The sequence below is a fragment of the Neobacillus sp. plas4 genome (genome assembly GCF_057221695.1).
Genome location: NZ_CM170152.1, coordinates 4,096,120 through 4,117,343 on the forward strand (window position 1 = coordinate 4,096,120; position 21,224 = coordinate 4,117,343).

Sequence of the window (21,224 nt, forward strand, 5' to 3'; positions counted from 1 at the left end):
AGCCGCGAAATCGCGGCTTTTTACTCTTCGTCAAATAACTTTCTATATGCTCCGTAACCTTCGTCATCCAGCTTTTCGATTGGAATAAAGCGTAAGGCGGCCGAATTGATACAGTACCGTAATCCAGTTGGATCCGGACCATCATTAAAAACATGACCTAAATGGGAGTCAGCTGTCTTACTTCTTACTTCAGTCCGAACCATAAAATGGCTATAATCTTCTTTTTCCAACACTTCTTCTTCTACAATTGGCTTGGTAAAACTCGGCCAGCCGCAGCCCGCATCATACTTATCCAGTGAGCTAAAAAGCGGCTTTCCAGAAACAATATCTACATATATACCGTCTCTCGTTTCGTTCCAATAGTCATTTCGAAAAGGAGGCTCTGTCCCGTTATTTTGGGTTACTTCATATTGAATCGGCGATAATTCCTTTTTTAATTGTTCCTTATTTTTCATTTTTCTCCCCCCAATGTGTTTGAATAAAACCGGCTCTCCCTGACCCTACATGATATCTTTCATAATGTGCTTGATTTTTTTTATAGTAATGCTGGTGGTATTCTTCGGCCGGATAGAAGGTTTTTGCTGGTAAGATTGGCGTTACGATTGGTTTTATGAAACGACCGCTATCTTGTAAGTTTTGTTTTGATTGTTCTGCAAGTTCCTTCTGTTTTTCATTATGATAAAAAATTGCCGTTTGATAGGACTGACCTCGATCGTAGAATTGACCACCGGGATCAGTTGGATCAATTTGCTGCCAATAAAGTTCAAGCAGTCTCTCATATGGAAAAATTTCCGGATTAAATGTAATCTGAACGGCTTCATAGTGCCCCGTTGACTCGGAACAAACCTGCTGATATGTAGGATTCTCAACATGTCCGCCGGTATATCCAGATAGGACAGTAATAATTCCCGGCTGCTCATCAAACGGCTTCACCATACACCAAAAACAGCCTCCGGCAAACGTAGCCAATTGTTTATTCTCTTCCATGTTCCCACCCCTTTGGAATATATTTGCTTAACTATGAGTATACCGAAACTTTGTAAAGAAATACAATTTGCTGTCTAAAAAGTGGGGAATGGAGATATATCTGCGTTTCTTTCCATATATCTGCGATAAATCAAATATATCTGCGTAAATTCAATTATATCTGCGTTAATCCAAATATATCTGCGTTAATCCAAATATATCTGCGAATCCCCTATCTACCCCCACCAAACCAATCAAAAAGCCGAACCCCATCTCCAGGTTCGGCTGATATAACTAGTTAATTTTCTTTTTATGTCTCATTTGTTTGGTGATGTTCTTCCACTTTTTCTGTTCTTCTGTTTGAGCACGTTTGTCGGCTTTCCGTTCGATATAAGCGAGTTCTTTTTGCAATTTATTGTAGCTCGTTAGCCGTCCCGCTGGAAGTATTCCTTCTTCAATCGCCGAAACGACAGCGCATCCTGGCTCATCCTGGTGTTTACAATCTCTGAATCTGCAGTTCTCTGCCAATTCATCGATATCCGAAAACGTTTCAGTTAAACCCTCTGAACTTTCCCACAGCTGCAATTCCCTCATTCCTGGGGTGTCAATCAGCACGCTGCCGTTAGGAAGTTGAATGAGTTCACGATGTGTCGTGGTGTGGCGCCCCTTGTCATCACCTTCACGGATTTCCTTTACCACTTGTTTTTGATCACCTAATAAAAGGTTCGTTAAGGTTGATTTCCCTACCCCAGAGGACCCTAACAAGGCAATGGTTTTTCCAGGCTGTAGGTATGGTGCAAGCTTTTCAATACCAGTCTTCAATTCGGCACTTATCGCAATAACAGGAACCCCGCCAAAGGCGATGGCCTCCACTTCCCCAAGCTTCTCTTCGAGATTTTCACATAAATCTGCTTTGCTCAAGACAATAATGGGATTCGCACCACTCTCCCATGTAAGGAGAAGATATCGCTCAATCCGGCGTAAATTCAGGTCATCATTAAGCGAATTCACGAGAAAGACCGAATCCACATTGGCAGCAACAATTTGTTCCTCAGCCGTCCTGCCAGCAGATTTCCGTGAAAATTTGCTAAAGCGAGGCATAACCGAAAAAATCGTACCTTTGCCTTCCTCTACCCGAGGTTTTAGCATGACCCAATCCCCGACAGCAGGATAATCCTCACGACTCAACGCTTCAAAGTTAAATTTCCCGGATACTTCACATAGTAAATCTCCATGCTCCGTCCAAACCCGATACATGTGCTTATGTTCCAAGGCTACGCGGCCAATTATCATCTCTTCGCTAGGTTTTCCTGCAAGAAAATCGTTATTTATTTGTTCAGTTAGTCCGATTGTTTGTAAATTCATCCATATTCCTCCAGAAAAATTGTAAAATAAAAAACCATAGGCAACACAGCCCATGGTTTTATTCACAAAGGAATAATGGGTATAGATTCCCCTCTATAGGGTGAACCTGCGGGCTGTGCAAACGATACTGAAATTAACGGCAATTAACGTATTTTCATTTAACATTACACTTCACCCGCCTTCCGACTTATTTGTATTAAGTATATGTTATCAACATCCATTTGTAAACAAAAAATCCAAATATAGACACCCACCTAAACATGCTTGAATAAATTAATTTGTAAAGTACTAGAGAAAGGAGCGAAGGGTATGCCTGGAAATAAAGATCAATCTGAATATCTTCAAAGAGCCGCAATGTATGATTTACTGGCTCACAACTTTAAATACACTAGCCCCAACCTGCATATGCATTACTATTTGAAACATCTAAAATATATGAATAAGGCCATGACGGTGCGCAACAACCAGCAATCTCAAGTTGAAGGAAGGGTCAGATTCCTTCATACCTCACCCGATGCCCCCGATGTTGATATTTATATAAACGGGCAAATGCAAGTGAAACGCCTCCCATTCAGAGTGGCCAGCAATTATTTAGCTTTAAAGCCTGGAAAGTATCATATTGATATTTACTCAACGGGAAATTCGGTGGATAGTGTGCTCAATAAGAAGATTACCGTGGAACCTGGGAGGACTTATACGCATGCAATCATTGATTCTGTAAAAAAATTGCGGTTGCTGCCATACCTCAATCAACCTGAAGTACCTCTTAATGAATCAAAAATACGTTTCCTTCATTTATCCCCTGACACAGGAGCCTTAGATTTTGCTGTGAAGGACAGAGATGTTGTCTTCCCGAACATCTCCTATAAACAAGCTTCTGAATATTTGGGAATCATGCCAATGACGGTAGATTTGGAATTAAGAGAAGCAGGAACGAAACAAGTTGTCCTCTCAATGCCTAAAACCAAGTTCCGTCCAAATGAAACCTATACCATCACCTTGATTGGCCATTCAAATGGAGAACCAGCTTTACAGGCGCTGATTTTGAAGGATTAAATAAATAAGGTGACTCACTTTTCAATGAGTCACCTTATTCAATGGGAACGAGTATGGTAAATGCAATATCATCTTTTATCAAATCAAACCTATTTGCTTTTATTTTTACATCACTTTTTAATTTTAACTGCTGCATGTTTACGTAGATAAGTTTATCATTTGGTTGAATGTCTACACCATTAGGGAGCTTATAATTTTCTTTTATGAATTTTAGTACATACGATACGGGCAAATGTAGGCTGCCAAGAGATATCGACTGCTGTTTTAAAACTAAATCACCATTTTCTAATGCCTCTGGTTTAAAAGTAAGCTTTAAATCCAACTCTTGGCTGAAGAATTGGATGGCTCCGTACAACTCCACTTCATTCTCCAGGCGGACACTATATTCAACCGGCGAATCGCCGGCTTCTTTTTTAATATACTGGTTAATTAATCGATTTAAATCATCCTTATTGGATGTTACTTCGAAAGAAACACTATTGTTATTGGGTACACCAGGATGAATTTTTCCATTTTCATCTGCAGGTATAAAAATCAAAGATATTAGAAGGATTACAATCAAAGCATTTAACCCTAATAAAAGAAAGAATCCCCTTTTCCATTTATTTATCATAGAAAACTAATTCTCCTCTTTACTGACCATGTACGCTTTCTTAACGAGATCAGGTAATGTCCGTTCTTCTAACGTTTCGTTCAATCGCTCAGCAATTAATTCATACCCCTTATCATTGGGATGAAAAATATTGTCCTTCACGACATTCATAATGTCATTGCCGCCAATTGTCAAAATCACCAAATCAGCTGTAGAGAGAGTATCTCTCATTTCCTCTTTTTGCAGCCTTTTTAATAATTGCGTGGTTTGATTACCCTTGACACCGAAGTTGTAGAAATCAACTTCCTTAATTCCCTTTTCTTCCTCGAGCAAAGTTCTTAAGTAAGGCAGATATCCTCCATTTTTTGTACTATCGCCAACACCCTCTGTTAAGGAATCACCAGCAGAGACAATCTTTATCTCCTTTGGGACAAAATCAACTGGAACCTCTTCGTAAACAACAGCTGAAGCAGTACGTTCTTTATGCAAATCCCAACGATCGGGCGGACTGCAGGAACTTAAGAAAAAAGTCGAAAGAAGGAGAAGGGTGAAAACTTTTTTCATTTACTTCACCACCCTCTACCTAATAATATTATAACATAGCAAAAATATTTCAAAACATGCTAGTACTATATCTTATTTATCCCCAAAAAAATAGACCTCTTAAAAAAGGTCTATTGCAACGCCTTCATATCTTTCATCATGTCATCATATGGCACTTCTTTATATCCGTCGTAAATTTTCTTAACTTTACCATCCGGTCCAACTAAGAAAAAGTATGTTTGATGAATTACTTGATTGCCCTCTTGCGGCTTTTTTACTAATGTCTTGAATGTTTCTCTCGCATACGTTTCAATAAACTCTTGCGTATAACCTGTCAAAAAAGTCCAATTGGTTGTATCTAACTCGAAATTTTTTGCATAAGCCGAAAGCACTTCTGGTGTGTCAACGGTTGGATCGACACTAAAAGAGACAAACTCAACATTTTTCAATTCTTCATCTGCTACCATTTTTTGCAGCTTGGTCATATTCGCTGTCATTGGCGGACAAACATCTGCACAATTAGTAAAAATAAAATCAGCGAGCCAAATCTTTCCGTCTAAATCCTTCTTTTCAAATGGCTTATTTTCTTCCGTTACTGCAGTAAAATCATTCACTGTGTAATTGAGCGGATTCTCAATCCCTTTTTGTCCACAAGCAGCTAACAAAAACAATCCAATCAAGAAAATAACCAAAAATCGTTTTTTCACTATAATCACCTGCAGCCTTCTTATTTTCGTGAATAGTGTAACAAATATTCACTTAAGAAGAAAGAAAACCGCTTATTAATCCATTGTACCTGTTCGGGCGATTGTATTTTTTACTTGGATATCAAATTTAGCATTCTTGAATAATTTTTTCCATTTCTCTTCTGAAATAGGCTTCCCTCGGACATGAGCCATGTACACATTCCCAATACCAACAGGATCCACTTGCTTTTCTTGGAAATATAACAGAAGTTTTTTTATTTCATTTTCCATTTCCTTATTTATTTTTTTCTCTATAAACTTCATATTTTCGGGTTTGCCTAAATTTAAAAAATTCGTGGTTTCCAGTAATCTAGAATCCATGCTAACCTCTACTTTAAAACGCAGGTTCTTTTTGTCCACTAGCTTAATTTTTGTGTTGCTGCGCAAATTATCGATACTGATAAACAATTTATTATAGATTTTCTCAAAAGACCTGCCGCCATGTAGGTTGATAATCTTTGCGAATTCGCCAGGATTAAATTCTAATTCCTTTGACCCTGTTCGATATTCATCTATTAAAAGTTTTAAATAAAAGAGCTTATCATTATTTAATCTTGCTACCATTTTGTCATCATTGAATAGTGCAACCCCCGAAATGGCTACTTTGTCTTTCTTTACTTGTAAGATTGGCAGCACTGGATCCTGTCCGTAGTCAAAGTAGTTATGATTAAATTCATGAAGGGTCGGCGAGATTAAGAGTTCCCTTTCAACATTTTGCCTAATTAAATTATATAAGTATGTCCCAATGTTTATCTTTATTTTTTTCTGACTCATATTAATGACTGAAAAAGCATCTTCTTCAGCAATGGTTAGATAAACCATATTTCCCACAGTCGGATCACGATTAAGAGCATTTACAAGCTGGATAATTCCTTTTTCCGCCAACTCCTTGCTATATACGACACACCGGAGCTGCCCCATTTCAAGTCTTTGGTCGGTGGCTAGATTTTCCTCGGACCTTAATGTTTGGAGGGTATTCGCATTTGCGGATATCAAGTTGGTCATAACTTTGGCCATTGGATCAAATTTCGTAACCGATACGGTGCCCTTAATTTCGTTCTCTTTCTTTAAATCAAATCCGATTGCCGTAATGAGCCCCAATCTTTCCAATTGCTTTGTTTCTACTCCACAGCTTGCAAGCAGGAATAAGGAACTAATTCCCATCAACATTTTTAGCCATTTACGACGTTTCCGCATGCTTTCTAACCCTCCTTTTATACCATTTTTTTATGAAGACAATACTTGCAAGGACAACAGGATAGCAAAACGCAAGGAAAAAACCTGCCTTTGCTATTACATCCGTAACCATATTCATCTGGTATCTAGACTGAATAAAGAAGGTTCCTGCAAAGGTAACAATAGCAATAATCCAAATACCCGATTTTTGTTTTTTTCCTAAGATTCTTGAAAAACCTTTTGAAGCTGCCCAAAGATAAAAGCACATATTTGGAAGAATAATCAACATCCAAAAAGATACGGCAATAAATTCAAACCTTTCCAGATTAGGCAGCCGAACAATCTTAAACATCGATAAAACTGGCCAGATGGTCTTTTCCAAGCTATTAGAAGCAAAGAAAACAATGGAAACGAGTGTTGCAAGTGTTAACATGATGGTTGTAATGAAATTTCCAATTTGAGCAAAAACCATTGCCTTTCGTTTTTCTTTTACAAATGGATAAACAAACATAATGAGCTCAAAGCCCAACATGGAGAATGCGGTACTGTAAGACCCTCTTAGCAGTTGTTTCGTATTCACATTCATAATTGGAAATAAATGTGTAAAATCACCGAATTTGAAGGGGACAAATAGGACAAAAGCAAGCCAAATGGTTCCAACAACGGAAAAAAATGCAACTCCAACAACTACCCTGATACCGCCAAAAACTGCATATATCACCAACAAAATCAGGACAAGTGAAAGCTCCCAGGATGGCAATGTCGGGAATATCCAGACTTGAACAATTTCAACGTAGTTCATTAATATAATAAAAAAAGTAGATGTCATATATATCATGTAAATAACATTCAAGAAATGTCCTGCCCATTTTCCAAATACATCAACATGAATACCATACAAATCTGCACTATCATACTGTTTGAGCATTTGAATCATAAATACCAAAACAACGGATGTTAACAGGCCGGCTAAGAATACAGAAATCCAGGCGTCATGTTTTGCTTCTAAATATACAATCCTCGGAAGCCCTGCCATTCCCACTCCAACCTGTATCGAGTGGATGATAAACACGAGCATAAATGCATTAATCAACAAACCTTCTTTTGGATGTAAATTCACCTTCATCGTTGTTCGCTCCTATTCATCTACATCCTTTTTTTGCTTCGCCTTCTTTTTAGGAAAGCGTTCTTTGTCATCAGTTCGATTGGTTAAGGGGCGGAAGGAAAGGTATTGCGGCGGCAGTTTGAAAAAACTATACCCAATATCTTTTATTCTAGTAGGATATATAGGTGTTAGATAAGGCCCGCCAATGGTCTCCAACCTGAGCAGGTGGATAATAAAAAAGCAAAAGGCAAGCATGATCCCGATACCACCCCAAAGTCCTGCCATCAATATGATTGGAAACCGAATGATACGAATCGCGGTACCCATTAAATAACTAGGGGTTGTAAAGGAACCGAGGGCACTTAACCCCAAGATGATAATCAGGATATTGCTGGTAAACCCTGCCTCAACTGCTGCCTGCCCAATTACGATACCTCCAACGATACCCATGGTTTGACCCACTTTGGTCGGCAGCCTTGCCCCTGCCTCTCGTAATAATTCTATAACAAATTCGAGGAGTAGCGCTTCAAAGACAGGTGGAAAAGGAACCCTCGCTCTTGATTCTCCCAACGAGAGGAGTAATGGGGAAGGAATTACTTCATAATGATAAGTCAAAACAGCTACATAAGCCGGTGTTAGTAAAACTGATAAAAAAGTTGCCACCAGCCGAAGGATCCGTAAAAACAAACCCATGTTCCAGCGCATATAAACATCTTCTGTGGATTCAAAAAAGGCGAAAAAAGATGTAGGACCATAAAGAGCGTCCGGACTCCTGTCCATTAAAACGGCCACTTTTCCTCTATATAATGCGATGGACACACGATCAGGGAGTTCCGTTGTCATCAACTGTGGAAATACAGACCAGCTATTACTCTCAATATACTGACCTAGTACAGTTGACCCAGGAACAAAATCCACGGTAAGATCCTGAACCCTCTGCCTAAACGTGTTTATACTCTCTTCATCGGCAATCCCCTTAATATAAACAAGCTTCGCTTTTGTCTTTGATCTTTTGCCAACTGTTAAGTCTTCCGTACATAAATTGTCTTCCTTTATGTTGTTCCTCAATATATTGATGTTTCCTTGCAGGGATTCCGTAAAAGAGATTTTCGGACCATAAACAAGGGATTCCGTTTCTGCTTTTTCTAGGCCTCTTACAAGCTGTTTACCAACATCCGCAAGGATTCCATATGGCTGTCCTTCTGCATAAATATACACTTTTCCCTCGTTAATTCCCCCAACGACTTCATCTAACTGATTAACAGCTGTAATCGAGGCAATCGGTAACACTTTTGCTATCGCTTCACACGTCCATTCTTCTATTTCCTTATGGTTCATAATGGACCGAATGACAATATCATCGAGTCTTGTTGCATCAATTAGACTGTTCATCAGACAGAAAATAAGCTTCGCCCCGTCCTTTTTCAACGTTCGAAAGACAAGGTCTGATCCGACATTTAATTCCGCTTTTATTTGCTCCATCAATTCTTCCAAATCTAAACTATGAGCTTTTGGTGTTTCTTCTGCTTTTTTACCAGACAACCATTTAAACATAGACAACACCTTTTAATTCAATTTTTTTTAGCATTACCAAAACAGCCTTTTTTACCCATAAAAAAAGATGGTGGATGACAGCAGAGCATGAAAGTTTAATGAATTGACAAGATATGGTATCATGAATGGGTATTCATTCAGCTGACGGAAAATTAAGTTAATTTAGCAGAGGTGATAAAAATGCAGCAAATCGGCCCAATTTGGATCATTGAAGGTCCAAATCAGAGTAAGGTTCCCTTTTCTCGAAGCTTATATATTGATAGTAAAGATAAAGTGCTTATCGATACAGGAGCAGACCCAACTGAACTTAAGGCACTCAATGATCAACATGGGGTTGATTTAATTATCAATACTCACTACCACCCCGATCATACCTTGCATAATCATTTGTTTCCGAATGTTGAAAAATGGATTAACCCACTGGAATTTGAAACCATTCAATCAATTGAAGGAATTGCTCTTGAAAATGGAGTTTATCAAGAATGGGGTCCGGAAGGTGTTGAAGTATTGAGGAATCATATGCCTAAGGAATGGGTGCAAAACCTTGGGGGTATTTCTGGAACCTATCAATATGAGGAAGAATACAACTTTAGCGGAGTGAAAGTTAACTTTCTTCATACACCCGGTCACACAAAAGGATATGTAACACCCTATTTTCCGAAATTAGGTATCGTTTATGCCGGGGACTTTGATATGACTTCCTTCGGTCCATGGTATTTTGGGAGCGATGGAGATATCGAGAAGTTCATTAAATCTGGTAAACAACTAGTAGAGTTGGACGCTAATACCTATATAACTGGTCATCAAAAAGGAGTTTTCACGAAACAGGAATTTATGGAGGCAATGGACAAATTTTTAGCGATGATTGACCAGCGTGATGAAGCGATCGATAAATATGTTCGTCAAGGGATGAACTTTGAGGAACTCACAAATATCGGGATCTTTTATCCGAAAAAAATACTCAATACGATGATTATGAGAACATGGGAACGAAGTGGGATTCGGAAGCATTTGCACCGGCTAGGCTATCACGTTCACGAATCATCAGAAATATTGTTGGTAAATAAATAGGGATGGTGCCAATGGCAGCCATCCCTATTTATTATTCCGTGTAATACATTAAAGCAATAGCGCCTGGTCCGGTATGTGTACTGATGGTTGGGCCTGTGTACCCAACTGAGATATCGTGGTAGCCGGTTAATTCGATAATGGAGTCCTTCACTCTAGTCGCCAATTCGTGGGCCTCAGCATGAACAATACCCACACCACGAACAGTTTTCCCTTTGATATCTTCTGCAAATTGTTTTGCAAGCCATTTCACCACTTGGGAATGACTGCGAACCTTAGCAACCGGGTTGTATTCTGCACCTTCAAGAGATGCAATTGGCTTGATATTGAGCAACGAACCAATAAATGCCTTCCCTTTCCCAATTCGTCCGCCTTTCACCATGTTCTCGAGGGTATCAATCATAATATATAGTTTTGTGTTTTCACAGACCTTTGCAAGGCGTTCAAGAATTTCTTCCATGCTCTTACCTTGCTTAGCCATTTCAGCCGCTTCTCGAACTTGGAACTGAAGAGCAATCGAAATAAATTTGGAATCAAGGACGGTTACCTTTGTCTTGGTCATCTGCGCAGCACTTTCCGCAGAGCGAACCGTTCCACTCATTTTACCGGTCATATGTATCGATAAAACCTCATAGCCTTCCTCGCCAAGTTTGTCATATACTTCAAGAAAAGTACCAGCAGAAGGCTGGGAGCTTTTCGGTAATTCATCTATATTCTTCATCGTTTCCATAAATTCAGCAGGTTGAATTTCCACTCTGTCTAAATAGGTTTCGCCATTGATGGTTACTGACAGAGGCACGATCACAACACCTAGCTGTTCCGCTTGTTCTATCGTCATATCCATGGTCGAATCCGTTACGATTTTAATCTTGCTCATCTACTCACATCCTAGGGTTTACTCCTATGTATTATACAGGTTCACTGTTCTTTAAGAAATAAATTCCCCTATTTTCATGAAATTAATTGTGAAAATTAAAAGAACACTGGGGGAGCCAGTGTTCGATAACGAACTATCCATTATTCATTAATTCGGATATTTGGGAAGTTTAGTTTTGAGAGAGTAAAAAAGGGCATTAATGTAAAATCTGGTTGTTTAATTAAACGATGGGAAGTGTAAAGTTTAACCATTTATTAGAAATTAAAAATATGTATACTAATAAATTAAATAAGACCTTGATTTTCAACTTTCAAAAACCAAAGTCCTGTTATACTTGCTTTTCCAACTTATTTCTTCTCTTAATAAAAAATTGAATTGTAGAACCTGTTAAAACTAATACTGCACCTGCTACTAAAATATTAAACATATCTGAACTAGTATTAGGTAGTTCGAGGCCATCAGCTGAAAGCACACCGCCTAAAGTACCTTCGACATAAAACTTAAATTCAAAATTGCATGCAAGACCTTGAAATTCATTTCCTAATTTTGATGGGAATTCTATTTTAAAAGACAGAATTTCACTTTTATTACTGCCAATATACCGGGGATCTAGTTTTTTAAAATCACTTATCTTACCTTTGTACAATTCACTATCTTTGTCTGAAATAGTAAGTAATAGTTCATTAAAGAGTTTTTCTGAACCATCTATCAATTTTGCCGATGAAAGGTAATTAAAATCCTGTTTTCCGCTATTTTTTATAGTAATAGTTCTAGTCGCCCAATCACCAGGAACTAGCTTAGAAATATCAAATAATACTTTTTCAGGTGATGTAGCAATATCAATTTCCTGAATTAGTGTAGAGGCATTTACTAAACTAATAGGGTAAAAAATAAAAGAGAATATTATTAACAAATTACCAATGAGAAGAAATAATATTTTTCTTGTTAACATTTTTTCTCCTCCCCTAAAACACTATATTTAGAAAGGTAGGCATATAGCCCACCTTTCATAACATTTTTAATTATTAATTAAATTAATTTCTAGGGCCACCTGGTTTTTGAGTAGCTTCAAATACGAATTCAAGGTTTACACCTTCTCCTTGGTATTTATTTTGATTGTATTCATTATCACCATCTTTACTAAGATCGTTAATAAACTCTATACCAACATAAAGTGTGTCATAGTCTGTTCCATCAAAATCAACTAGTCTGTTTGGAAGCCCATCACCTGTTGAAACTTTGAAAGTACCATCCGCTCTAGTTACTAAATCCTGAAGTGTTACAAATGTGTCAGTACCTAAAACTCCAGTTTTTGGAATGCCAGTTAATAGGTCAGTTCCGTCAGCTTTCAACAGTGTAACTTTGAATTGAGATAAAAACTGCTCTTGTGTATTCGAATTTGTGGCCTTTCCATCCACCTTATAATCTGCCCAACCAGTAGCATTAATTTTTAGTAAAACTTCAGCAATATCAATATTACCATCATTTTTAAGAACAAGTTCTCTTTCGATACGATCACCAGGTACAAGTTTATTAAGATCAATTATACCTTTTGCTGCGTCAACACCTAAGTTTAATACCCCTGTGTCAATATGATTAGCTGTTCTTTCTACATCATTAAATGCTGCCCAAGTTCCTCCACCAATTAAAGATAATCCTAATGCTGCTGATGCTACCCCTAAACCTAATTTCTTTTTTAACGTCATTTTCTTTTCCTCCTCATTTCCCCCTCGTTTTTCGAGGTATGTAATTTTTATTTATTGAACCCTTATGTTTTTACATAAGGAGTTACAACCAATTCAAACTGTTTTATGCACATCTTTTTTACTGTTAGAACTATCAATTTCTTTAAGTGCTCTAATAATGGTAAATCCTGAGTAACATAGTAATAGTAAACCTGGTAAAATAAGTAATAAGGCAGTTCCAATTTTAGACTTTGCAAACTCTATTAGATAACCCGCATAGGGGATTGTAAATCCTGTATATTTTCCAACGACATTCTGTGAAGAAACTAGATCTGTATCAGCTTCTTTGTTGTTATCGCCCTTTGTTTTATACATTACTTGATTTTCTTTATTGATAACTTCAATAACTCTGTGAGTAACGATTACTTGCTCTGATTTCATAAATGTGATTACTTCACCTTTTTTCAGGTCATCAGTATTCTGAAGAGAGTTAATGGCGATTATTGATCCAGTTTTGAATGTAGGTTCCATTGAACCTGAAAGTACTGTTTTCAGTTGATATCCCAATAAACTAGGTTCTCCACCTGAAGCCCTTGAGGAAACCACTACAAAAATCATAAAGATCAGTAGTAGAAAAAGGATTCCTGTAATTAAATTGCTCGTAATGTTCCAAACTTTTTTTGCTGTCACGTTAACACCACCAAATTATTTTCTTGATAATTTTTATTGATTATTTAACAGTTACAGTTGCCCCTAATGACTCTTTTCCGGAACTATCTACTGTAGTTACTCTATAGGTTCCTTCTCCATTAAACTTAAATTTAATATTTTCACCTTTTACATTATCCTCAATAAGGGTCGAATCAGCTTGGTTGTATATCCTTACATGACTGATACCAGTTGGGTTTTTCCAAGATAATTCTATGTTTTGACTATTCCCATTTCGGACACCTTTTAGGTCAGTGACATTTTCAGGTAATGCACTAGGATTATCTTCACTACTTGTAGCAACATCAATATTTAAACCTGATGATTCTTTCCCTGAATTATCAACTGTTGTAATCTTGTAACTATACTTAGTAGAAGGTAGTAAGTTTTCATCAATAAATATTTCTTCTATTAAGTTATCAACGACTGGCTTTTCACTGCCGTTTTTGTATATTCTTACAAACTTAACATTTGAAGGTTTAATCCATGTTAGTGTAATTGAATTACTAGTATGTGTTTCATTAATTTGTTTAGCTTCGGAACATGGTGCATTTGTATGATCATCACATCCACCTTTATTATGACCAGGATTATCTGGATCAGTACCCTTACCGCCAGTACCAGGGTCAGATGGTTCTGGACCATTTCCACCGCCAGCATTATCTTTACAAAAATTATGCCAGTATTCTGATTGCCCATTTAATCCTTCACAAAAATCCTCGGCTGCAGCAAGCGTCCCACTTATTTCTTCAACATCATTAAAATAAGCACCAGTGTCAGTTGTGAGGTATGAACCGGTAATAATAAGGAGATACCAAATTGCAACAATCTTTGCTGCCGCCACCAGCTTTTTGTTTTTATTTCTAAATTTCTTTAAACGAGTTTTTCGGATGGTATTCCCCTCCTCATTCGTTCCAAATAATATGTAGTTTTTCAGACGTAGTTTATTAAGAACGGAGTTGGTGACTTTTTTTTTCATTTTCATCAACTTCCTTTTCAAGTTCACCGTTTTGTTCTTTGTAACGAACTTATAAGTTGAGTATAGGGCATAATAACGAACTTGAAAAACCTCAAAAACGCCGGTATTTTCTCAATAAAGAACATTTTTTTCATTATATCTCGTTATTCCTCTCGTTTTCTCATCTTTTTGTATTTTATTAAGAATTTTTCGTTCTTTATATTATCCTTTAAAGTAGTCGTGTTTTAATGTTGGGAAAGGGTTTTTTGTTCGCTAAGTTGGTATGGTGAAAGAAGGGAAAGTTTGTTAAGTTATTTAACAAACAAAAAAAGACCTTGAACTTTTCCAAGGCCTTCAGCATATTAATCCCATTTATTTTGCATTTGAACGGTTACCCTGCTCTAATACTTGAAAAATCCTATTACAATATTCCTTGTCATTTACATAGACTGTCGCCGTATACCATTGCCCCACAACTACTGGGTAATCAAATGGTGAAAACTGTGCATGGTAGTGTGGTGGATCAACTTTCTGAAAATCCAATTCTCCATTTTTTTGTGTAAATACATACTTAATGTTGCCTCCATTAGGAGAAGGACCCGTCACTTCTAATCTTACTTTTTGTGAAAGTTCTTTTTCCAGATCCCCCTCCGAATCTCTTAGGTGAAACTTAATAGGGACGGTTGATTTTGGCTGCAGGGAAAAATTACGATTACTAAAAGGTGGTTCGAAGCATTGTCCGTCAATTGGTATCTGTTCTTCGTGACCAACAGCATTAAAATCAAATACAAATGAAGTTGATTTTCCTTGTGCTTCATTTCCTGTTTCATAAGGGAGCTCTACCATAAGTTTTAACGGATTACTTACTCCAGCTTCTAACGTCCCTAAAGGAAAATTCACAAAATCTTTTAACTTTCCCTCATATAGAGTCCCCTCATTATCTGAAACTCTTAGAAAAAACTGATTATACAAATATAAATCTCCGGATTCCTGATGTGAATTAACAGAGAAGTTGAAATCAAGGTTTCCTTTATTGTTTACCTCTAAGACCGAGGTAGCCCAATCACCAGGTTTCATATTCCCTACATTAAATAAAATCTCAGAAGGATTCGTTGAAATATCAACCATATATTCTGATTCATCAGCTTTTGTATTACTGACCTGACTTAAAGAAAGTAAGAGTAGAATAGAGGAAATAATCATTGCACTAATCAATATATATTTATTTTTTTTCATACCAATCCCTCTCCGTATCTAATTTTTTATGAATTGAGGTTAGATGATCATTTAATAGGATTCCTTGTCTATAAGAGTTAATCTTCCCCCTTTTCATTCTGAATTAAAAATTTACTTAATAGTATCCTGCATATTTTAATTCATTCTTTAAAAAGAATACACAGAGCCAGTATAAAACAAATTAACAATATTGAAAACTTATGAAAAGGCTCAAATTCTTTATCAAGAACAAGATATCGCTATTTTCCTTTGTTTTTCACATGATATCTCGTCTTTTTGGATTTTATATAGAACTTATTGTTCTTTATAATGTATAATTAAACTGAGACTTTTTCTAAATTAGGAGATGAAGGTGATATGATAGGAAAGAAGATTAAAAGACTAAGGCAAGAAAAGGGTTACTCAATAACGGAATTAGGTCGGTTAGCTGATGTTTCGAAATCTTACTTGAGCCAGCTTGAGAGAGGTTTACAGTCCAATCCCTCTCTTCAATTTCTAGCAAAAGTGTCTAAGCCATTAGAGACAAGTATTGATTATCTTTTACAAGAAACAATATCACAAAAAGTTAAGGATAATGAATTAGATGAGGAATGGAAAGTATTGATTCGCCAGGCGATAGAGGATGGCTTAAAGAAAGAAGATTTTCATGAGTACCGTAAGTACATAAAATTCCAGGAATGGATGAGTGAAAAAAATCAGTCATAAATATAGCCCTCATTCGGTTGTTAGAATGAGGGCTTTTTAAAACATATTCTTGTGTTTTATTTATGCTTCTTCTGCAAATTCTGCTTCTTGTTCCGCAAGCTTTTTCATTCGTTTCTTGTGTACAATCTTTGATAAATTTATAGAGATTTCATATAGCAATAACAATGGCAGCGTTACAACAAAATCTGACATGAAATCCGGTGGTGTAATAACAATCGCAATTAAGATTAAAACAAAATATGCGTATTTACGAATTTTAGCTAAAACAAATGGATTAATAATCCCAAGGGAAGTTAGGAACATTACTACCGCTGGTAACTCAAACAGAACGCCAAACGGAAGAGTCATGTTCATAATAAAGCGGAAGTATCGATCTGCTGTAAAGTTCGTTACAAACATATCTGCTCCCATTTTTACTAAAAACTCAAGTACCATTGGGAAGATAATAAAATATCCAAATGCCAGTCCCACAATAAACAAAATAAACAATGCCGGAATGTAAGAAAGGGTTATTCTTCTTTCAAGCGGTTTAAGTGCCGGCTTCACAAACAACCATATTTGGCTTGCCAGCACTGGAATGGTGCCTGCAATTGCGATGATCGTTGCAATCATAAAGTAAACCCAAATAATATCGCTTGGTCCAAGCACGATTAACTTCACTTCAAGGTCACGAACTAACCAATCGTATATATCGGTCACATAAATAAAGCCAACAATGAAAAAAACAACAAATGCTATCGCTGAGATAATAATCCGTTTGCGCAATTCATCTAAGTGATCCACTAATTGTAATTCTTTATCTTCCATGTAATTCCCCTGCCAATTTCAAAGGTTGAATATGATTTTTTCATAAACACGATTATCATCATTGTTATAGTTTAAAAGAAAAATGAAGAAAAAAAGGTGCAAGAATGGATCTTACACCCTTATTTAGTCAATTTTTGCTTTTCATCATCGATGTCCTTCATTACATCATCGGTTAATTCACGTGTTGATTTCTTGAATTCCTTCAATGTTTGTCCGAAGGCACGGCCGATTTCAGGCAGCTTCTTTGGGCCAAAAATGATAAGAGCTAATGTTAAAATAAGGATTAATCCTGGTATTCCAATATTTGAGAACATGGTTTACATCCCCTTTGGGTTAATTATCTTTCTACTACGATTATAGTATTGATATACCGTTTTGAGTAAATTATTCGCGAAAATTCATATTAATTTCACATTATCTAAGAAATATTACCTAGAAGTGACTTTACGCATTTATTTCTCTACTATTTACTCTTAACAATTTACCAAGAACGGCTTCTTAAGTCAATGAATAATCTAACTTTAAATTGAGTAAATATTTTGACAATTGTGCGTTTTACCGTTTATAATTTTATCAACGGAAACATATACTATTGGATATCTATAAAGAATGGATGTGATGAAGATGGAATTTTCACTCAGCAGTTTTGATGGTGCCCTCCCAGTTGAAGTCACCATCGACGAGGATAATGGGAGGTATATGATTCGCAAGAGTGACAGCAGTGGGGAATACTTTAATAGCCCTGCCGAATTAATTCAATGGGTGAAAGCACACTTCCATGAGGAGGACTTCTGCCATCCAGACGAATTCAAAGGAATGCTTGATAAACTAGCTGATTACGAATTAAATGGCGTCTATTTTTAAAAAGGAAAGAAGCATCGGTGTCGATGCTTCTTTTCTATGATGCGATCCCCCGACCATCTCGATTCGCGATAATAATTTGGCGGACTTCTTCGGTTATTTCATTATAATCTTTCTGAAAATGAACATTGGGATCAATATGGCGTCCGATTGTTACTGTTATTTCTGCAGGTTTTATGATCCTCCCATTCTTTTCAAACACATCGGCTGTTCCTTTGATTGAAATTGGAATGATGGGCACACCTGCATCTTGTGCAAGTCGAATACCACCCACTTTAAAGGGATGCACAGGTCCTCCTTTACTTCTCTTTCCTTCTGGGAAAATAACGAGAGAATGACCTTCTTTGAGTAATGTAACACCATCCCGCATGCTGTTAAGAGCTTGTTGAGTGTCTTTTCGATCAACTAGAATACAATTAATCGCCTTAAGCCACGATGAAATAATCGGTACCTTCTTCATTTCAATTTTTGAAACAAAACCGAATGGTTTATCAATGGCTGACAGCAAGACGGGGATATCAATATCACTTTCATGATTCGCAATAAAAACAACAGGTCCCTCTGGAATAATGTCCAAACCATTAACGGTTACTTTTGAACCTGTTAGTTTCATAAATGTTTTCGAAAATCTTTTCGGATATTCAATCGCTATTTTATCCCGTTCGTGAACTGGCAGATCTTTACTCAGCCTCTTTAATTTTGCCAGCGTCGGGATGCTGTAAATCAAATAACCGCTCAAGTACATAAAACATGTAATATGCCTAAACATAGCTGCCCCCTTTTTATGTTATAAGATAGTATAAAGTAAAAGGAAGAAATTTGTTTAGGTTATTTAGTGAATTTTCTTGCATCATAAAAAAGACAGCACATTATTGGCTGCCTTTCACGATACGATCGTAAATTCTAAATTCATACTTATAAGGATTTTTCTCGTCCTTAATCCCTTTTTCACTGGAAACAAGCTTCCAATCTCGTTCATTAAACTCGGGGAAGTAAGTATCTCCCTCAAATTCTTCTGAAATATGTGTAATATATAAACGGTCTGCAAACGGAAACGTTTCTTTAAAGATTTCAGCGCCGCCAATTACGAAGATCTCATCTTCTTGATTTTTGCAATATTCTACAAATTCCTCCATAGAGTAGAATATTGTTACATCGTTGCTTTTATAATCTAATTGCCGAGTAATCACAATATTTTCTCTGCCTGGAAGCTCACGACCGATAGATTCATGCGTTTTCCTGCCCATGGCAATCGGGTGCCCCATCGTTGTTCGTTTGAAAAACTTTAAATCCTCCGGTAAGTGCCAAGGCAACTGGTTGTCCTTGCCAATGACTCGGTTTTCATCCATGGCAACAATAAAGGATATCATACAGAAACGACTCCTTTAATATGTGGATGTGGGTCATATCCTTCTAATACGAAATCTTCAAATTCAAACGAGTAAATATCCTTCACATTTGGATTAATCTTTAATTTCGGTAATGGTCGAGGCTCCCTGTCCATTTGCATTTTCACTTGCTCTAAATGGTTTTGATAGATATGCACATCACCAAATGAGTGAACAAATTCACCAGGTTCTAGATCACATACCTGAGCGATCATCATGGTCAACATAGCGTAAGATGCAATGTTGAACGGTACGCCAAGAAAGACATCTGCTGAACGTTGATACAACTGACAAGATAATTTGCCATCTACCACGTAAAATTGAAATAAGCAATGACACGGAGCTAACGCCATTTTATCGATCTCTGCTACATTCCAAGCATTCACAATCAGTCTTCTCGAGTTAGGATTGGTCTTGATTTGATGAATTAACTCACTGATTTGGTCGACTGTCGTTCCATCCGCACCGGTCCATGAGCGCCATTGATGTCCATATACTGGGCCCAATTCGCCATTTTCATCCGCCCATTCATTCCAAATTCGCACGCCATTTTCCTGCAAATACCGTACATTTGTATCTCCATTTAAAAACCAAAGCAATTCATAAATAATTGATTTTAAGTGTAATTTTTTAGTCGTTAATAAGGGGAAGCCCTCTTGTAAATTAAATCGCATTTGATAACCAAAAGTACTGATGGTCCCCGTTCCGGTCCGATCTCCTTTTTCATGGCCATTTTTCAAAACATGCTCACATAGTTCTAAATACTGCTTCAAAACCGACACTCCCTTGTCTGACATATGTTATTCATTTTATCATAAACCTTACATTTTACCATAATTAGAGCATTAGTGAAGATTTTGAAAAAATTGATAAGTTTTAGGAGCGAGATTTTGTAATTGTTTTTTTGTCTCATCATTTAAGAAATACATCGCAAAAGTTTCAGCATAGTACTCTTCTACATGCAGAATAAAATATGGGTTACCAGGGAACAAGATCCCGCGCTCCTCTTCCCAAATCAACTGAAATTCTTTCCCTTTACTTATATTTTCATAGACAAGATGATCAATCGAATGGGCAAACTCATGAAGTTCTAAGTTTACGGATCCGTGCCCGTTGCCTTTATCACTGTGGCCAATTTTCACCAAAACTACTTGCGAGCCGCCAATTCCCGGCACCTCATCCCACGTAGTTTGTGAATGATAGCCTCTAGGTATTTGCCCCGCTAAATAGCGAGCAGTTCGGTTATCCGTTAATTTTCCTGTGAAAAGTTTAATAATAATGCCTTGATTGTTACTCTTTTCTAAAAGAGCTTCTGGCAGATTGCCAATCCGATTAATGATTACTGCAGCGTCTTTTTCATCAAAAAGGGTTTTTGGTAATTCAATCATTTGATCTAGTTGGTCGAGGGAAGATTGTGTATTTATAAATTTAAAAAGTTCAGAGTTTCTTGGATAATCACCTAACATGATACTGTCAAATGAAGCTTGTGAGGTGGTAATCATCGACAGAAATAAACCGGCAATGATGGAGGAAACGACCCATTTACGCATGTTATCATCCTCCTAGTATTTTGTATACTTACTAGAATTATAACATGATAGATGTGACGAAAGACTTGGTAAATATATGGCATAAGTTCGGGGAAATTACTGTTTTTTGAAGGCAAAATTGGGTCTCGCAGATATATTCCCAGAAACGCAGATATATTTCGATTATCGCAGACATATTTGATTTATCGCAGATAAAATCAAATAAACGCAGATATATTTTCCAATAAACATATTTTCATTGTGAAACTCCCGAAAACGCAAAGAAAAGCCGCCAGCTC

At 37.0% G+C, this 21,224-nt stretch carries 25 protein-coding genes; 4 read left to right on the forward strand and 21 right to left on the reverse strand.

Features of this window, described 5'->3' with window-relative positions; genetic code table 11:
* Positions 1-20: 20 nt before the first annotated feature.
* The 3 genes from msrB to rsgA form a co-directional block, all read right to left on the reverse strand.
* Positions 21-455, reverse strand: a complete 435-nt coding sequence (gene msrB, locus AC2TFD_RS20530; protein WP_484673858.1) for a peptide-methionine (R)-S-oxide reductase MsrB — start codon at positions 453-455, stop codon at positions 21-23.
* Positions 445-987, reverse strand: coding sequence for a peptide-methionine (S)-S-oxide reductase MsrA (gene msrA / locus AC2TFD_RS20535; protein ID WP_484673859.1), 543 nt, complete (start codon positions 985-987; stop codon positions 445-447). Before msrA ends, msrB begins: the two co-directional genes overlap by 11 nt.
* A gap of 273 nt (positions 988-1,260) precedes the next feature.
* The gene (gene rsgA, locus AC2TFD_RS20540) at positions 1,261-2,331 is read right to left on the reverse strand and encodes a ribosome small subunit-dependent GTPase A (protein WP_484673860.1); all 1,071 of its coding nucleotides are present in this window, start codon (positions 2,329-2,331) and stop codon (positions 1,261-1,263) included.
* A 309-nt stretch (positions 2,332-2,640) separates the two neighbouring features.
* Between rsgA and AC2TFD_RS20545 the strand changes: the two genes are divergently transcribed.
* Entirely contained in the window at positions 2,641-3,387 is a 747-nt protein-coding gene (locus AC2TFD_RS20545; RefSeq protein ID WP_484673861.1) for a DUF4397 domain-containing protein, read from the forward strand.
* Positions 3,388-3,421: 34 nt separating this feature from the next.
* Here AC2TFD_RS20545 and AC2TFD_RS20550 read toward each other — a convergent pair whose 3' ends face one another.
* The 6 genes from AC2TFD_RS20550 to AC2TFD_RS20575 all read right to left on the reverse strand — a co-directional run bounded on the left by AC2TFD_RS20550 (position 3,422) and on the right by AC2TFD_RS20575 (position 9,103).
* Positions 3,422-4,000, reverse strand: coding sequence for a YpmS family protein (locus tag AC2TFD_RS20550; protein ID WP_335517121.1), 579 nt, complete (start codon positions 3,998-4,000; stop codon positions 3,422-3,424).
* Between the two features lie 6 nt (positions 4,001-4,006).
* Entirely contained in the window at positions 4,007-4,543 is a 537-nt protein-coding gene (locus AC2TFD_RS20555; protein WP_484673862.1) for a GDSL-type esterase/lipase family protein, read from the reverse strand.
* A 110-nt stretch (positions 4,544-4,653) separates the two neighbouring features.
* Positions 4,654-5,229 carry an SCO family protein gene (locus AC2TFD_RS20560; RefSeq protein ID WP_335517116.1) on the reverse strand — a complete coding sequence of 192 codons (576 nt, stop codon included), beginning with the start codon at positions 5,227-5,229 and terminating at the stop codon, positions 4,654-4,656.
* 75 nt (positions 5,230-5,304) lie between these two features.
* Positions 5,305-6,465, reverse strand: a complete 1,161-nt coding sequence (locus AC2TFD_RS20565; RefSeq protein WP_484673863.1) for a Ger(x)C family spore germination protein — start codon at positions 6,463-6,465, stop codon at positions 5,305-5,307.
* The gene (locus AC2TFD_RS20570) at positions 6,449-7,570 is read right to left on the reverse strand and encodes a GerAB/ArcD/ProY family transporter (RefSeq protein WP_335517110.1); all 1,122 of its coding nucleotides are present in this window, start codon (positions 7,568-7,570) and stop codon (positions 6,449-6,451) included. The genes AC2TFD_RS20565 and AC2TFD_RS20570 overlap by 17 nt, the downstream gene beginning before the upstream one ends.
* Positions 7,571-7,582: 12 nt before the next feature.
* Positions 7,583-9,103 (reverse strand): spore germination protein, encoded by a 1,521-nt coding sequence (locus tag AC2TFD_RS20575; protein ID WP_484673864.1) that lies wholly within the window; start codon positions 9,101-9,103, stop codon positions 7,583-7,585.
* A 180-nt stretch (positions 9,104-9,283) separates the two neighbouring features.
* Here AC2TFD_RS20575 and AC2TFD_RS20580 point away from each other — a divergent pair, with 180 nt between their 5' ends.
* Positions 9,284-10,174, forward strand: a complete 891-nt coding sequence (locus tag AC2TFD_RS20580) for an MBL fold metallo-hydrolase (protein WP_484673865.1) — start codon at positions 9,284-9,286, stop codon at positions 10,172-10,174.
* Between the two features lie 31 nt (positions 10,175-10,205).
* Here AC2TFD_RS20580 and AC2TFD_RS20585 read toward each other — a convergent pair whose 3' ends face one another.
* From AC2TFD_RS20585 to AC2TFD_RS20610, 6 genes are all read right to left on the reverse strand, one after another.
* On the reverse strand, positions 10,206-11,048 hold the full coding sequence (locus AC2TFD_RS20585) for a DegV family protein (RefSeq protein ID WP_484673866.1): 843 nt from the start codon (positions 11,046-11,048) through the stop codon (positions 10,206-10,208).
* A gap of 328 nt (positions 11,049-11,376) precedes the next feature.
* Entirely contained in the window at positions 11,377-12,000 is a 624-nt protein-coding gene (locus AC2TFD_RS20590; protein ID WP_484673867.1) for an LPXTG cell wall anchor domain-containing protein, read from the reverse strand.
* Between the two features lie 82 nt (positions 12,001-12,082).
* Positions 12,083-12,754: a TasA family protein gene (locus AC2TFD_RS20595; protein ID WP_484673868.1), complete on the reverse strand. Its 672-nt coding sequence runs from the start codon at positions 12,752-12,754 to the stop codon at positions 12,083-12,085.
* A gap of 93 nt (positions 12,755-12,847) precedes the next feature.
* Complete coding sequence (gene sipW, locus AC2TFD_RS20600; RefSeq protein WP_484673869.1) at positions 12,848-13,423, reverse strand: signal peptidase I SipW; 576 nt, start codon at positions 13,421-13,423, stop codon at positions 12,848-12,850.
* A gap of 40 nt (positions 13,424-13,463) precedes the next feature.
* Entirely contained in the window at positions 13,464-14,420 is a 957-nt protein-coding gene (locus AC2TFD_RS20605) for a SipW-dependent-type signal peptide-containing protein (protein WP_484673870.1), read from the reverse strand.
* 351 nt (positions 14,421-14,771) lie between these two features.
* The gene (locus AC2TFD_RS20610; protein ID WP_484673871.1) at positions 14,772-15,635 is read right to left on the reverse strand and encodes a hypothetical protein; all 864 of its coding nucleotides are present in this window, start codon (positions 15,633-15,635) and stop codon (positions 14,772-14,774) included.
* 357 nt (positions 15,636-15,992) lie between these two features.
* On the opposite strand from AC2TFD_RS20610, the gene AC2TFD_RS20615 reads away from it, so the two are divergent.
* Positions 15,993-16,340 carry a helix-turn-helix domain-containing protein gene (locus tag AC2TFD_RS20615; RefSeq protein WP_484673872.1) on the forward strand — a complete coding sequence of 116 codons (348 nt, stop codon included), beginning with the start codon at positions 15,993-15,995 and terminating at the stop codon, positions 16,338-16,340.
* A 60-nt stretch (positions 16,341-16,400) separates the two neighbouring features.
* Here AC2TFD_RS20615 and tatC read toward each other — a convergent pair whose 3' ends face one another.
* Together tatC and AC2TFD_RS20625 are read right to left on the reverse strand one after the other, a co-directional pair.
* The gene (tatC, locus tag AC2TFD_RS20620; RefSeq protein ID WP_335567217.1) at positions 16,401-17,147 is read right to left on the reverse strand and encodes a twin-arginine translocase subunit TatC; all 747 of its coding nucleotides are present in this window, start codon (positions 17,145-17,147) and stop codon (positions 16,401-16,403) included.
* A 119-nt stretch (positions 17,148-17,266) separates the two neighbouring features.
* Complete coding sequence (locus AC2TFD_RS20625; protein ID WP_335520601.1) at positions 17,267-17,461, reverse strand: twin-arginine translocase TatA/TatE family subunit; 195 nt, start codon at positions 17,459-17,461, stop codon at positions 17,267-17,269.
* A 310-nt stretch (positions 17,462-17,771) separates the two neighbouring features.
* On the opposite strand from AC2TFD_RS20625, the gene AC2TFD_RS20630 reads away from it, so the two are divergent.
* Positions 17,772-18,011, forward strand: coding sequence for a hypothetical protein (locus AC2TFD_RS20630; protein WP_335567218.1), 240 nt, complete (start codon positions 17,772-17,774; stop codon positions 18,009-18,011).
* 34 nt (positions 18,012-18,045) lie between these two features.
* On the opposite strand, the gene AC2TFD_RS20635 is transcribed toward AC2TFD_RS20630, so the two are convergent.
* The 4 genes from AC2TFD_RS20635 to AC2TFD_RS20650 all read right to left on the reverse strand — a co-directional run bounded on the left by AC2TFD_RS20635 (position 18,046) and on the right by AC2TFD_RS20650 (position 20,946).
* The gene (locus AC2TFD_RS20635) at positions 18,046-18,777 is read right to left on the reverse strand and encodes a lysophospholipid acyltransferase family protein (RefSeq protein WP_484673873.1); all 732 of its coding nucleotides are present in this window, start codon (positions 18,775-18,777) and stop codon (positions 18,046-18,048) included.
* Positions 18,778-18,877: 100 nt separating this feature from the next.
* Complete coding sequence (locus AC2TFD_RS20640; RefSeq protein ID WP_484673874.1) at positions 18,878-19,378, reverse strand: dihydrofolate reductase; 501 nt, start codon at positions 19,376-19,378, stop codon at positions 18,878-18,880.
* On the reverse strand, positions 19,375-20,169 hold the full coding sequence (locus AC2TFD_RS20645) for a thymidylate synthase (protein WP_335520378.1): 795 nt from the start codon (positions 20,167-20,169) through the stop codon (positions 19,375-19,377). Before AC2TFD_RS20645 ends, AC2TFD_RS20640 begins: the two co-directional genes overlap by 4 nt.
* 72 nt (positions 20,170-20,241) lie before the next feature.
* Complete coding sequence (locus tag AC2TFD_RS20650; protein ID WP_484673875.1) at positions 20,242-20,946, reverse strand: anthrax toxin lethal factor-related metalloendopeptidase; 705 nt, start codon at positions 20,944-20,946, stop codon at positions 20,242-20,244.
* Between the last annotated feature and the right edge of the window lie 278 nt (positions 20,947-21,224).

Excerpts from the sequence above, each read along its gene's own strand:
- msrB (WP_484673858.1), bottom strand. The coding sequence starts at position 455 with ATGAAAAATAAGGAACAATTAAAAAAGGAATTATCGCCGATTCAATAT.
- msrA (WP_484673859.1), bottom strand. The coding sequence starts at position 987 with ATGGAAGAGAATAAACAATTGGCTACGTTTGCCGGAGGCTGTTTTTGG.
- rsgA (WP_484673860.1), bottom strand. The coding sequence starts at position 2,331 with ATGAATTTACAAACAATCGGACTAACTGAACAAATAAATAACGATTTT.
- AC2TFD_RS20545 (WP_484673861.1), top strand. The coding sequence starts at position 2,641 with ATGCCTGGAAATAAAGATCAATCTGAATATCTTCAAAGAGCCGCAATG.
- AC2TFD_RS20550 (WP_335517121.1), bottom strand. The coding sequence starts at position 4,000 with ATGATAAATAAATGGAAAAGGGGATTCTTTCTTTTATTAGGGTTAAAT.
- AC2TFD_RS20555 (WP_484673862.1), bottom strand. The coding sequence starts at position 4,543 with ATGAAAAAAGTTTTCACCCTTCTCCTTCTTTCGACTTTTTTCTTAAGT.
- AC2TFD_RS20565 (WP_484673863.1), bottom strand. The coding sequence starts at position 6,465 with ATGCGGAAACGTCGTAAATGGCTAAAAATGTTGATGGGAATTAGTTCC.
- AC2TFD_RS20570 (WP_335517110.1), bottom strand. The coding sequence starts at position 7,570 with ATGAAGGTGAATTTACATCCAAAAGAAGGTTTGTTGATTAATGCATTT.
- AC2TFD_RS20575 (WP_484673864.1), bottom strand. The coding sequence starts at position 9,103 with ATGTTTAAATGGTTGTCTGGTAAAAAAGCAGAAGAAACACCAAAAGCT.
- AC2TFD_RS20580 (WP_484673865.1), top strand. The coding sequence starts at position 9,284 with ATGCAGCAAATCGGCCCAATTTGGATCATTGAAGGTCCAAATCAGAGT.
- AC2TFD_RS20585 (WP_484673866.1), bottom strand. The coding sequence starts at position 11,048 with ATGAGCAAGATTAAAATCGTAACGGATTCGACCATGGATATGACGATA.
- AC2TFD_RS20590 (WP_484673867.1), bottom strand. The coding sequence starts at position 12,000 with ATGTTAACAAGAAAAATATTATTTCTTCTCATTGGTAATTTGTTAATA.
- AC2TFD_RS20595 (WP_484673868.1), bottom strand. The coding sequence starts at position 12,754 with ATGACGTTAAAAAAGAAATTAGGTTTAGGGGTAGCATCAGCAGCATTA.
- AC2TFD_RS20605 (WP_484673870.1), bottom strand. The coding sequence starts at position 14,420 with ATGAAAAAAAAAGTCACCAACTCCGTTCTTAATAAACTACGTCTGAAA.
- AC2TFD_RS20610 (WP_484673871.1), bottom strand. The coding sequence starts at position 15,635 with ATGAAAAAAAATAAATATATATTGATTAGTGCAATGATTATTTCCTCT.
- AC2TFD_RS20615 (WP_484673872.1), top strand. The coding sequence starts at position 15,993 with ATGATAGGAAAGAAGATTAAAAGACTAAGGCAAGAAAAGGGTTACTCA.
- tatC (WP_335567217.1), bottom strand. The coding sequence starts at position 17,147 with ATGGAAGATAAAGAATTACAATTAGTGGATCACTTAGATGAATTGCGC.
- AC2TFD_RS20625 (WP_335520601.1), bottom strand. The coding sequence starts at position 17,461 with ATGTTCTCAAATATTGGAATACCAGGATTAATCCTTATTTTAACATTA.
- AC2TFD_RS20630 (WP_335567218.1), top strand. The coding sequence starts at position 17,772 with ATGGAATTTTCACTCAGCAGTTTTGATGGTGCCCTCCCAGTTGAAGTC.
- AC2TFD_RS20635 (WP_484673873.1), bottom strand. The coding sequence starts at position 18,777 with ATGTTTAGGCATATTACATGTTTTATGTACTTGAGCGGTTATTTGATT.
- AC2TFD_RS20640 (WP_484673874.1), bottom strand. The coding sequence starts at position 19,378 with ATGATATCCTTTATTGTTGCCATGGATGAAAACCGAGTCATTGGCAAG.
- AC2TFD_RS20650 (WP_484673875.1), bottom strand. The coding sequence starts at position 20,946 with ATGCGTAAATGGGTCGTTTCCTCCATCATTGCCGGTTTATTTCTGTCG.